The sequence below is a fragment of the Bacteroides sp. HF-162 genome (genome assembly GCF_015679285.1).
Classification (GTDB): Bacteria; Bacteroidota; Bacteroidia; order Bacteroidales; family Bacteroidaceae; genus Bacteroides; species Bacteroides uniformis.
This window is the reverse complement of record NZ_CP064937.1, coordinates 1,693,396-1,706,169: the sequence shown is the minus strand read 5'-3', so window position 1 is coordinate 1,706,169 and position 12,774 is coordinate 1,693,396. Positions and strand designations below refer to the sequence as shown.

Genomic DNA, 12,774 nt, shown 5'->3' with positions numbered 1-12,774 from the left:
TAATGATACACAAGGCCATATATATGAAAAGAATTATTCTCGGTTCCTCGCTTCTGTTTTGCGCCCTCTTCGCCGTTCCGGCCATGCATGCGCAAGAAAGCGTGGAAGTACTTATCCGCGAAAACGGTACAGAACGCCAGGAATCCATCGAGCTGCCCAAAAGCATGACCTATCCGCTGGACAGCCTGCTCAATGACTGGAAAGCCAAGAATTACATAGACTTGGGAAAAGACTGCAGCACCTCTACCGTAAACCCGATGTTCAGTGACTCTGTATACATAGACCGGTTGTCGCGCATGCCGACCGTCATGGAAATGCCGTACAACGAGATTGTACGCAAATTCATCGACATGTATACCGGACGCCTGCGCAACCAAGTTGCCTTCATGCTGAGCGCCTGCAACTTCTATATGCCCATCTTCGAAGAAGCGCTGGATGCCTACGGTCTGCCGCTCGAGCTGAAATATCTGCCCATCATAGAATCCGCTCTCAACCCTTCTGCCGTATCCCGCGCTGGAGCTTGCGGACTATGGCAGTTTATGCTCGCCACCGGGAAGATATACGGACTGGAAAGCAATAGCCTCGTAGACGAACGCCGCGACCCGATAAAGGCAACCTGGGCGGCAGCACGCTACCTGAAGGACATGTACGACATTTACAAAGACTGGAACCTGGTGATTGCCGCCTATAACTGCGGTCCGGGCACCATCAACAAAGCCATCCGTCGTTCGGGAGGGAAAACCGATTATTGGGAAATCTACAACTATCTGCCCAAAGAGACACGTGGCTACGTGCCCGCCTTCATTGCCGCCAACTACGTAATGACCTACTACTGCAAGCACAACATCTGCCCCATGGAAACCGACATTCCGGAAGCAACCGATACGGTGCAGGTAAGCCGTAACCTTCATTTCGAACAGATTTCCGACCTATGCGGCATCAGTCTGGATCAGATAAAGAGTCTGAATCCTCAATTCAAGAAAAGTATCATCCCCGGAGAGAGCAAGCCACAGACGCTACGCCTCCCCATCAATTATATCAGTGCCTTCATCGACAAACAAGATACAATCTATGCCCACCGCAGCAATGAGCTGTTCAAGAACCGCAGAGTCGTGGCCGTTTCCAATACACGCCCGACGGCACGCAGCAGCAAAAGCAGTACCACTACGGGGAATGTCACTTACTACAAGATACGCAAGGGTGACAATCTCGGCAGCATTGCACGAAAATACGGCGTCACAGTCAATCAGTTAAAAAGTTGGAATGGATTGCGTAGTACCAGAATCTCCGCAGGAAAGCGCTTGAAGATTTATAAATAAAGACATAAACGCTTGCCCGGTGTTGAAAATTGCTTATTTTTGCAAAAAGTGAAGTGAAGAAAGGAGAAAGCAGTATATGGAAGAAAATATAAGTCAGAAGGAAAAGGAAAAAGCCGAAGAGGAAATGATCGAACAAGCATTCCAAGAACTGTTGAACGACTATTTGGCCACCAAACACCGCAAGCGCATCGAAATAATAACCAAAGCATTCAACTTTGCCAACCAGGCGCATAAGGGCATCAAGCGTCGTTCCGGCGAGCCCTACATCATGCACCCCATTGCTGTGGCAAAGATTGTCTGTAATGAGATAGGACTGGGGTCTACTTCCATATGCTCGGCATTGCTGCACGATGTGGTGGAAGACACTGACTACACCGTAGAGGATATCGAAAACATCTTCGGTCCCAAAATCGCCCAGATTGTAGACGGGCTGACAAAGATTTCCGGCGGTATCTTCGGCGACCGTGCCTCGGCGCAGGCGGAGAACTTCAAGAAGCTGCTGCTCACCATGTCCGACGATATCCGGGTTATCCTTATCAAGATAGCCGACCGTTTGCATAACATGCGTACACTCGGCTCCATGCTGCCCAACAAACAGTTTAAGATTGCAGGCGAAACACTCTACATCTATGCTCCTCTCGCCAACCGCCTCGGCTTGTACAAAATCAAGACAGAACTGGAAAACCTGAGCTTCAAGTACGAACATCCGGAAGAGTACCACGAGATAGAAGAGAAACTGGAAGCCACCGCTGTGGAGCGCGACAAGGTATTCAATGAGTTCACCGCTCCGATACGGGCGCAACTGGACAAAATGGGACTGAAATACCGTATCCTTGCCCGTGTAAAGTCCATCTACTCCATCTGGAACAAAATGCAGACCAAACATGTCCCCTTCGAGGAAATCTATGACCTGCTTGCTGTCCGCATCATCTTCGAGCCTCGCAATATAGAGGAAGAGCTAAACGACTGCTTCGACATCTACGTCTCCATATCCAAGATATACAAGCCCCACCCCGACCGCCTGCGCGACTGGGTGAGCCATCCCAAAGCCAACGGCTACCAAGCCCTGCACGTCACCCTTATGGGTAACAACGGGCAATGGATTGAAGTACAAATCCGCAGTGAGCGTATGAATGACGTTGCCGAACAAGGCTTTGCCGCCCACTGGAAATACAAAGAAGGCGGAGGCAGCGAAGATGAAGGCGAACTGGAGAAATGGCTGCGTACCATCAAAGAAATTCTGGATGACCCGCAACCGGACGCCATCGACTTTCTCGATACCATCAAACTAAACTTGTTCGCGTCGGAAATTTTCGTCTTCACCCCGAAAGGCGACCTCAAGACCATGCCGCAGAACTCTACGGCACTGGACTTTGCCTTCTCCTTGCATACCGACATCGGCAGCCACTGCATCGGCGCCAAGGTAAACCACAAATTGGTCCCCCTAAGCCACAAACTGCAAAGCGGTGACCAGGTAGAGATATTGACCTCCAAATCGCAACGCGTGCAGCCGGAGTGGGAAGTATATGCCACCACTGCCCGTGCCCGTACCAAGATTGCCGCCATCTTGCGTAAAGAAGCAAAAGCCTATCAAAAAGAAGGTGAAACCATACTGAACGAATTCTTCAAAAACGAGGATATACGTATGGATGATGCCGCTCTGGACAAACTGACCAGGCTGCACGGCTTCCACACCCGAGACGAGTTGTTCGTTGCCATTGGTAACAAGCGGGTTGTGCTGGGCGATGCCGACAAGAATGTGTTCAAGGAAAAACAGAACAGCAACTGGAAGAAGTTCCTGACCTTCTCCTTCGGTAACAAGGACAACAAGGATGCCAAAGAACAACCGGAAGAGAAAGCACCGCAAGAGAAAATCAACACCAAGCAGATTCTGAAGCTGACGGAAGAGACCATCTCAAAGAACTATATTATGGCCGACTGTTGCCATCCCATTCCGGGTGACGACGTACTGGGATACATCGACGAGCAAAACCGTGTTGTCATCCACAAGCGCCAATGCCCCGTTGCCACCCGCCTTAAGAGTAGCTACGGAAACCGTATCATCGCCACCGAGTGGGACACTCACAAGGATTTGTCGTTCCTCGTCACCATATATATAAAAGGTATAGACAGCATGGGATTGCTGAACGAAGTAACTCAAGTCATCTCCCGCCAGCTCAACGTGAATATCCGTAAACTGACCATCGAAACCAACGACGGTATCTTCGAAGGAAAGATACAACTCTATGTACACGATGTGGACGACGTGCGCACTATCTGCAATAATCTGAAGCAGATACAGAATATAAAACAAGTGACGAGAGTAGAGGAATAAACGGAGTGGTATTTATTCTACTTCAGTCCTTGAATATTTTCCTTCAAGCTCTCCACATCCTCGTAAGTAAACTCATCCAATGCCAGTTTCATGCCTACCAGTTCTTCGCGGATAGCTCTCAGGCGATCTACGATTTCAAAGTTGCGTATCGTAGCTTCTTTATTGTCTTTCATCCGTTGGCGGGCGCCGGGCAAGGTCATTCCGCGCTCCTTCACCAGATGATAGATAAGTTTCACTGTCTCAATGTCCTCCTTACGGTACTGGCGTATTCCCCGCCCTCCTTTCTTCGGATTGAGTTGCGGAAACTCCTTTTCCCAGAAACGGAGCAGCGATTCGTTGACGTCGAACATGGCAGCCACCTCACTGATGGAGTAATATAACTTCAAATTCTTATCTGTATTCAACATGATGTAATCCTTTCTTTATCAATCATCCGTCAATCAAGCACCTTACCATTGTTCGCAGCAATCTGTATCATGCGGTCATAATCCTCAGCACTGAGATCCATGAAGTAGTAGTTGACGGGATTCACAACTTTTCCCTTGACGTGTACTTCGTAGTGCAAGTGCGGACCAGTACTCTTGCCCGTACTGCCTACCCCGCCAATGACCTCACCACGTACCACTTTCTTGCCCAACTTCGTCCGGAAATCGCGCAAGTGTGCATACACCGTCTGATAACCGAAGCCGTGGTCTATCACAATTCTGTTGCCATAGCCCGATTGCCAGCCCATCTGCACCACGGTGCCATCTCCCGTGGCATAGACATCCGTGCCCTGGGGAGCCGAAAAGTCCATACCCTCATGGAACTTGCTGGTACCATAAATGGGGTCGATACGCGTACCGTAACCCGAAGCGGTCTTACGGAGGTCTTTATTGGAAACCGGCTGTATGGCAGGAATGCAGCGCAGCATTTCATCATGATTCTTGCACATCTCCACCACATCGTCAAAGGAGCGGGACTGGATATAGAGTTGCTTGCTAATCATATCCATTTTCTGCGTGGTATTGATAACCAAGTCGGAGTTAGCCATATCCATCAGATGCTCATAGCGGTTGGTACCGCCGTATCCAGCCTGACGGATGGCAGAAGGAATAGGGTCGGCCATGAAAATCACCCGGTACAGATTGTCATCACGCTGCTGTATGTCTTGCAGCACTCCCATAGCCTCGTCCAGCCGGCGGGAGAGGACGTTGTACTGCGCCTGCAGTTTGCTGTTCTCCTTTCGCAACTCCTTCTCCGACGGAGAGCCGAAGATAAGCAGCAATACGATGAAACTGCCCGCACCCAGCCCCATACCGATGAACAAACGGCGGAGAATGCTCAGCGCCCGCTGCCTCACGGTAGGATAAATACGGTCGTACGTCTGCGTCTGGGGATTATAAATGTAGTAAACTTTGCGCATCTTAGGAAATATTTCGCTTGTCAATGCGACAAAAGTAATAAAAACAAGCTATCTTTGCACAGTTTTTTCAAGAATATTAAGACTAAGTAGCAAGTAGTTAGTAGTAAGAAACGGGCAAAAAACGACAAGAGAAGGTAAATCAAATTAGAATCAGATAAATCAATAGAGAGTATGTTGACTGCAAACGAAATCAGAGACTCTTTCAAGAGTTTCTTCGAAAGTAAAGGCCACCAGATAGTGCCTTCGGCCCCGATGGTGATTAAGGATGACCCCACGTTGATGTTCACCAATGCGGGAATGAACCAGTTTAAAGATATCATTTTGGGCAACCACCCGGCGAAATACAAAAGAGTTGCTGACTCGCAGAAATGCCTTCGCGTAAGCGGAAAGCACAACGACCTGGAGGAAGTGGGTCACGATACCTACCACCACACCATGTTCGAGATGCTGGGCAACTGGTCGTTTGGCGACTACTTCAAGAAGGAAGCCATCTCCTGGGCATGGGAGTATCTGGTGGATGTATTGAAACTCGACCCCAAAGACCTCTACGCCACCGTATTCGAAGGTAGCGCCGAAGAAGGACTGGAACGCGACAACGAAGCCGCTTCTTACTGGGAGCAGTTCTTGCCGAAAGACCACATTCTGAATGGCAACAAACACGATAACTTCTGGGAAATGGGTGATACGGGACCGTGCGGTCCGTGTTCGGAAATCCATGTGGACTCCCGTTCGGAAGAAGAGAAGGCCAAAGTACCCGGCAGCCAGCTGGTGAACAAAGACCACCCGCAGGTGATTGAAATCTGGAACCTCGTGTTCATGCAGTTCAACCGCAAGGCGGACGGCAGCCTGGAAGGACTTCCCGCCAAGGTTATCGACACCGGCATGGGCTTCGAGCGACTGGTGCGCACACTGCAAGGAAAGACCTCCAACTACGACACCGACGTATTCCAACCGATACTGAAAGCCATCGGAGACATGGCAGGCAAGAAGTATGGCGAAGATGAGAAGTCGGACATCGCCATGCGTGTAATTGCCGACCACATCCGCACCATCGCCTTCTCCATCACCGACGGACAGCTTCCGAGCAATGCCAAGGCAGGTTACGTCATCCGTCGTATCCTCCGCCGTGCCGTGCGCTACGGTTACACGTTCCTCGGACAGAAGCAGGCATTCATGTACAAGCTCCTCCCCGTACTCATCGAGAACATGGGCGCCGCTTATCCCGAACTGGATGCACAGAAGGAACTGATTGCCAAAGTTATCAAGGAAGAAGAAGATTCCTTCCTCCGCACCCTGGAGACGGGTATCCGCCTGCTGGAAAAGACCATGGCAGACGCCAAAGCCGCCGGCAAGAACGAAATCAGCGGAAAGGATGCCTTTACCTTATATGATACCTTCGGTTTCCCGCTCGACTTGACGGAACTGATTCTCCGCGAAAACGGCATGACTGCCGACATCAAGGAGTTTGACGCCGAAATGCAGCAGCAGAAACAGCGTGCCCGCAATGCCGCCGCCATAGAGACTGGTGACTGGATTACGCTAAAGGAGGGTACTACCGAATTCGTAGGATATGACTATACGGAATACGAAACATCCATTCTGCGCTACCGCCAAGTGAAGCAGAAGAACCAAACCTTGTATCAGATTGTACTGGACAAGACTCCGTTCTATGCCGAAAGCGGCGGTCAGGTAGGTGACACCGGTGTATTGGTGAACGAGTTTGAAACCATCGAAGTGGTAGACACCAAGAAGGAGAACAACCTGCCTATCCACATCACCAAGAAGCTGCCCGAACACATGGAAGCTCCGATGATGGCATGCGTGGATACCGACAAGCGTGCCGCTTGTGCCGCCAACCACTCTGCCACCCACTTGCTGGATGCTGCGCTGCGCGAAGTATTGGGCGAGCATGTAGAGCAGAAGGGCTCTTTGGTTACACCGGACTCCCTGCGTTTCGACTTCTCACACTTCCAGAAGGTGACGGACGAGGAAATCCGCAAGGTGGAACACATCGTTAATGCAAAGATTCGCGCCAACATACCTTTGAAGGAATACCGCAACATTCCTATCGAAGAAGCCAAAGAACTGGGCGCCATCGCTCTGTTCGGCGAGAAGTACGGCGACCATGTACGCGTTATCCAGTTCGGTTCTTCCGTAGAATTCTGTGGTGGTACGCACGTGGCTGCAACCGGAAACATCGGTATGGTGAAGATTATCTCCGAAAGCTCCGTGGCTGCCGGTGTGCGCCGTATCGAAGCCTACACGGGTGCACGCGTGGAGGAACTGATGAACACCATCGAGGACACGCTGCACGACTTGAAGGCGCTCTTCAACAACGCACCCGACCTTGCCGGAACCATCCGTAAGTATATTGACGAAAACGCCGGACTGAAGAAGCAGGTAGAGGACTTCATGAAAGAGAAAGAAGCACAGCTGAAAGAAAGACTGCTGAAGAACGTGCAGGAAGTCAATGGCGTTAAAGTCATCAAGTTCTGTGCTCCCCTGTCGGCAGAAACAGTGAAGAACATCGCCTTCCAGTTGCGTGGCCAGATTACGGAAAACCTGTTCTTCGTAGCGGGAACAGAAGCCGAAGGCAAGCCGATGCTGACCGTCATGCTGAGCGACAACCTCGTGGCAGGCGGACTGAAAGCCGGTAACCTGGTGAAAGAAGCTGCCAAACTTATCCAAGGCGGTGGCGGTGGCCAGCCCCACTTTGCAACTGCCGGCGGTAAGAATGCTGACGGACTGAACGCTGCCATTGACAAAGTTTTGGAATTGGCAGGATTATAATTGAAAATAATTGGCGAAACACTTGACATCGCCTCTGTGATGTTGTATATTTGTAATGTCATTTTTTAGATATTTCAAAATTAAACTACCGGGAAAGGAGGAGCATTGCTTCTCCTTTTCTTTTTATCCTCCACGGTATTCCATTTGAAATGCCACATGCCGGCTCCCCAAACTCCACACCTTACCATCCTAAATGCCACACCTTAGCAAGTGAAATGGCTGGCATTTACCCTCCAAAGCCCTGGGGTTTCCGTGAAAAACCCTAAGGTTTGGGACAGTGAAGTGGAGGGAACGGATGATTAGTCCAGAACAAACAGACAATGCATTCGAAGCAAACGAATGATGCATACAGAACAGACAGATGATGCACAACAGAAACAAAAACGGGAAGCCTAAGCCTCCCGTCTGTTAATCTTTCGTAAATCTACTCTTGACAAGATTTTCACTAAAACCTCATTCCGTCCGAAGTAGAAACATCTCGCGATAAACCACCAGTGCACCTTCGGGCAACAAACCGGAAGGACAGAAAGGAGTTACATTTTCCGCAAGTACACATTTACCATTTCCCGAGACCGTCCGCGTAAAGAGCCTCTTCTCTCCATTATAAGTAAACTGCCACAGTGCATATGTATCTCCGTTCTCATCTTCCACTGGAACTGTCTCGTATATTCCCATTAGCGGTTCCTCCTCTTTCCCCGTCGGATAGATTTCCAATACACCTTTCCACATACTATTGGAGAAATCTTCGGGTACCAGCACATAATACCCGCCATCCTTCACCCAAGGACGCTCGGCAAGCGCCTTAGAGACATCACTCAGCAGTTCCGTCAGTGCACCATTACTGATACCATACTCGGAGCCCATCTTCGTCAACGTATATTGCCTGCGACCTTTCACCGTGATGCGCAGTTGGGTCTCCTCACCGGAACCATCCATCACCTTCACAATCGTCTCTCCCTCTGCCAACGGATGAATTTTGATACGCTGATAACCGTTGACCTCATCGGTAAAAGTCACGGAAGCCACCGACTCATGTTCGTTAATCACATTATAGGAACCGTCACCACCGTCAATGCCCAGCACTGTATCTTCGTTTGTTTCAGAAAGATAATAAGAAAGATTAGACACCAGATTATCACATGTCCCAATCTGATAAATAGGCTCCACGCCTTCGAAAAGTACCATGCTCCGGTAATCGTCCTCGCAACCGGAAGCGGTAAACAGTAGTGCTATCAAGGCAAAGAGAGAATATAGCTTCTTCATACTTGTTCTGTTATAGTTGTTCTATCTACAAAAATACAAAAAATACCGGAATACTGCATCGGTACCCCTCTCTTTTTCAAACGATTTGTTCTTTCGGATAGTTCACCAAGTAGAGCGTTCCCGTGGCACGGGTAAAAGCCGTATAGAGCCAACGAAAGTAATCGGGTGTCAAATATTCGTCCGTCATATAGCCCTGGTCCAGAAATACATTCCTCCACTGCCCGCCCTGCGCCTTGTGGCAAGTCACGGCGTAGGCATACTTCACCTGCAAAGCATTGTAATACGGGTCTGCCTTCATCTTCTTCATCCGCTCACGCTTCACGGTGATGTCGGCATAGTCTTCGAGGACGGAATAGAAAAGCCGGTCGTTCTCTGCCTTAGGCAGCGCAGGCGAGTCGGTATGCAGCGTATCGAGCAGCATGTTCACTTCCAGTTCAAAGTCGTTATAGTCAGGAAAGACCAGCGTCACGTCCGCAAAGCGGAAACCATACAGCTCCCGCGTACGGCGCACGCGGCGCACTACGGCAGTCTCACCGTTGGCAATGAAGTCCATCTCCTTCTCTTTTTCCGTCCAGAAGTAGTTATTTTTCGCCACCATCAACAAATCACCGGTGTTCAATTCATCCTCACGCCAGAGAATCTGCGCACGGATGCCCTTGTTGTAGATGTTCGCCCGCTTGTTGGAACGGCACACCACGATGGTTTCATCCAGCCCGTCATGGTCGTAGCAAGAGCTCAGCGTTTCTATCAGCTCATTACCGGGCAGAACTTTAATATCGGCAAACCCCGAAACCTTTATTTTTGGCAGGCTGTAACAATCGTCTTCCGCTATCAACTGCCTCAGGCGGGTGGCATTCCACAAGATACCCGACTGCTGCTCCTGACGCACTACCTGCGTCAAGTCCACCTCCACCACTTCCAGCCCGTAGCCTTTCAAGGCATCGGCAAAGAGGGCAGGACTCTGCTCCTCCCCCACTGGCGGCAGCTGTGCCGTATCGCCCATCAGCAGCAAACGGCATCCCTGGCCGGAATAGACAAACTGCACCAGGTCGTCCAGCAACCTGCCCGTGCCGAACATGGAACCGGACAGTCCCCCATTGGAAATCATCGAGGCCTCATCCACTATATAGAGAGTGTGAGTTGTCAAATTATCGTTCACAGAAAAATTGCTCAGCTCGTTGGAGAAAGATTGCTGTCTATAGATTTTTTTATGAATTGTAAACGCCGGATGCCCCGCATACGATGAAAAAACTTTTGCCGCCCGCCCGGTCGGTGCCAGCAATACCGACTTCTGTTGCAGCTTATCCAACGTCCGCACCAAGGCACCGACCAACGATGTTTTGCCCGTCCCCGCATAACCACGAAGCATAAAAACCACCTCGCTACGAGGTGATAGAAGGAACTCCGATAAAGATTTTACAGCAATTTCTTGCTCAGGAGTTGGTTGGTAAGGAAAATTTTCCTTAATTTGCCTTTCTAAATAGTTATTTATCATTTTTGTAACAGAAAAAAGTAAAGGGAACTATCGTTTTTAAATTAATTTCTTTTATTTTTGCGGTGCGAATATAACAACTAAAAAACATATTTATCATGAAAACAGTATTTAATGTCATTTTAGGCTTATGTGCTTTGGTGCTAATTTATATTTGTTACGCCAGCATTATGGGTCCTATCAACTTTGAAAAAGCAAAGAAGCACAGAGATGCAGCTGTCATTGCACGTCTGATTGACATCCGTAAAGCACAATTGGAATATCGTACTTTACATGACCAGCAATATACTGCAAGCTTCGACTCTCTGATTGACTTTGTTAAAAACCAGAAACTTCCGTTCATCTTCAAGCAAGGAGAACTGAACGATAAGCAGCTGGAAGACGGTCTGACTGAAAAGAAAGCCATCAACATCATCAATAAAGCCAAGAAGACCGGCAAATATGATGAAGTAAAGAAATGGGGATTGGAAAACTTCAAACGTGATACCTTGTGGGTAGCCGTATTGGACACTATCTTCCCGAAAGGTTTCAACCCCGATTCAATGAGATATGTTCCCTTCGGAAACGGTGCACAATTCGAAATGGCCATCAAGAACGATACAGCCAAATCCGGTGCTCCTTTCTGTTTGCTCGAAGTGAAGACTCCGTATGAAGTTTACTTGAACGGTCTGGATAAGCAGGAAATTGCTAACATCAAGGACGTACAAACCAAACTTGGCAAGTACTGCGGTCTGATGATTGGTAGCTTGGAAACAGCTAACAACAACGCCGGTAACTGGGAATAATCTCACCCCGACAAACGTATGATAGAAACGACTGATTTTAATAAATCGGAACAGTATACATTATCCATCCGTCTCAGCACGGATGGATTTTCTTTTTCTGTGTTCAATCCTCTGGGCGACGGTGAGTTTTCTTACTACGACCGTGAAGTGGATGAGTCCCTCTCCCTCACTGCCAATCTGAAACAGACTTTCCGCGAGCTGGAGTGGCTGAAACGCCCCTTCCGCCGTGTCAATGTGCTCATGGCAGACAAACGCTTCACGTTCATTCCCCTGGAGTTCTTCGAAGACGAACAAACGGAAATCATCTTCTATCACAACCACCCTAAACGGGAAAATGAAACCGTACAATACAACATACTGCATAAGAACAACACTGTCGTACTGTTCGGCATGGATAAGAGTGCCTGTTCCTTCCTTCGCGAACAGTATCCCGGTGTCAAGTTCTATTCCCAAGCCAGCCCCTTCATTGAGTTCTTCTCTTCAAAGAGCCGCTTGGGCAACAGCCGGAAAATGTATGCACACTTGCGAAAAGATGCCGTAGACGTATACGGCTACGAGCGCGGACGCCTGCTTCTAGCCAATTCCTTTGAGTGCAGAAGCACACCCGACCGCGTCTACTACCTATTATATATATGGAAACAACTCGGCTTCGAGCAGGAGCGCGATGAGCTGCACCTAACCGGTGACCTGAACGACAAAGAGCTGCTACTGCCCGAACTGCGAAAATTCATCCGGCAGGTATTCATCATGAATCCCGCCACTAATCTTGACCTGCAAGCCATAACCCTATGCGAGTAATCAGTGGAATATACAAAAGACGACGTTTCGACGTGCCCCACTCCTTCAAGGCACGCCCCACCACAGACTTTGCCAAAGAGAATCTGTTCAATGTACTCTCCAACTACATGGACTTTGAGGACGGCATCCGTGCCCTCGACCTATTTGCCGGTACGGGCAGCATCAGCATCGAGCTTGTGTCCAGAGGCTGCGACCAAGTAATCAGCGTGGAAAAAGACCGCGACCACTATGCCTTCATCTGCAAGATTATGCAGGAATTAAAGACGGACAAGTGCCTGCCCATACGCGGTGACGTATTCAAATACCTCAAAAGCGAACGGGAGCAATTCGACTTTATCTTTGCCGATCCTCCCTACGAACTTGCCGGGCTGGAAACTTTGCCCGACCTTATCTTCGAAAACAACCTGCTGAAAGAAGACGGCCTCTTCGTTCTGGAACACGGGAAGAAAAACAGTTTCGAAGGACATCCGCACTTTGTGGAGAGAAGGGTGTACGGGAGCGTGAACTTCTCATTCTTTAAACGGAAAGGTGAAAATTGAAAATGGGAAATGAATGGTGAGAATGTATCAGGTATTGATTTTTATCTC

At 49.2% G+C, this 12,774-nt stretch carries 10 protein-coding genes; 6 read left to right on the top strand and 4 right to left on the bottom strand.

Annotated elements, in window-relative coordinates; all coding sequences use genetic code 11:
• The first annotated feature begins 2 nt into the window (after positions 1-2).
• On the top strand, positions 3-1,319 hold the full coding sequence (locus ITJ87_RS06730) for a lytic transglycosylase domain-containing protein (protein WP_117964881.1): 1,317 nt from the start codon (positions 3-5) through the stop codon (positions 1,317-1,319).
• A 76-nt stretch (positions 1,320-1,395) separates the two neighbouring features.
• Complete coding sequence (locus ITJ87_RS06725; RefSeq protein ID WP_117588666.1) at positions 1,396-3,654, top strand: bifunctional (p)ppGpp synthetase/guanosine-3',5'-bis(diphosphate) 3'-pyrophosphohydrolase; 2,259 nt, start codon at positions 1,396-1,398, stop codon at positions 3,652-3,654.
• A 17-nt stretch (positions 3,655-3,671) separates the two neighbouring features.
• Here ITJ87_RS06725 and ITJ87_RS06720 read toward each other — a convergent pair whose 3' ends face one another.
• Both ITJ87_RS06720 and ITJ87_RS06715 read right to left on the bottom strand, forming a co-directional pair.
• Positions 3,672-4,061, bottom strand: a complete 390-nt coding sequence (locus tag ITJ87_RS06720; protein ID WP_005824060.1) for a MerR family transcriptional regulator — start codon at positions 4,059-4,061, stop codon at positions 3,672-3,674.
• Positions 4,062-4,090: 29 nt separating this feature from the next.
• Entirely contained in the window at positions 4,091-5,059 is a 969-nt protein-coding gene (locus tag ITJ87_RS06715) for a M23 family metallopeptidase (protein WP_117964885.1), read from the bottom strand.
• Between the two features lie 171 nt (positions 5,060-5,230).
• Here ITJ87_RS06715 and alaS point away from each other — a divergent pair, with 171 nt between their 5' ends.
• On the top strand, positions 5,231-7,849 hold the full coding sequence (gene alaS / locus ITJ87_RS06710; protein WP_117680640.1) for an alanine--tRNA ligase: 2,619 nt from the start codon (positions 5,231-5,233) through the stop codon (positions 7,847-7,849).
• A 453-nt stretch (positions 7,850-8,302) separates the two neighbouring features.
• On the opposite strand, the gene ITJ87_RS06705 is transcribed toward alaS, so the two are convergent.
• Together ITJ87_RS06705 and ITJ87_RS06700 are read right to left on the bottom strand one after the other, a co-directional pair.
• The gene (locus tag ITJ87_RS06705) at positions 8,303-9,112 is read right to left on the bottom strand and encodes a hypothetical protein (RefSeq protein ID WP_117588670.1); all 810 of its coding nucleotides are present in this window, start codon (positions 9,110-9,112) and stop codon (positions 8,303-8,305) included.
• A 76-nt stretch (positions 9,113-9,188) separates the two neighbouring features.
• A complete protein-coding gene (locus tag ITJ87_RS06700; protein WP_117964887.1) occupies positions 9,189-10,607 on the bottom strand; it encodes an ATP-dependent RecD-like DNA helicase in 1,419 nt (472 codons plus the stop codon).
• A gap of 95 nt (positions 10,608-10,702) precedes the next feature.
• Between ITJ87_RS06700 and ITJ87_RS06695 the strand changes: the two genes are divergently transcribed.
• Genes ITJ87_RS06695 through rsmD form a run of 3 tightly spaced genes read left to right on the top strand, consistent with a single transcriptional unit; the run spans position 10,703 to position 12,726 of the window.
• The gene (locus ITJ87_RS06695) at positions 10,703-11,389 is read left to right on the top strand and encodes a hypothetical protein (protein ID WP_117964889.1); all 687 of its coding nucleotides are present in this window, start codon (positions 10,703-10,705) and stop codon (positions 11,387-11,389) included.
• An 18-nt stretch (positions 11,390-11,407) separates the two neighbouring features.
• Entirely contained in the window at positions 11,408-12,187 is a 780-nt protein-coding gene (locus ITJ87_RS06690) for a DUF3822 family protein (protein WP_117588673.1), read from the top strand.
• A complete protein-coding gene (rsmD, locus tag ITJ87_RS06685; RefSeq protein ID WP_117964891.1) occupies positions 12,178-12,726 on the top strand; it encodes a 16S rRNA (guanine(966)-N(2))-methyltransferase RsmD in 549 nt (182 codons plus the stop codon). The genes ITJ87_RS06690 and rsmD overlap by 10 nt, the downstream gene beginning before the upstream one ends.
• Positions 12,727-12,774: the final 48 nt, after the last annotated feature.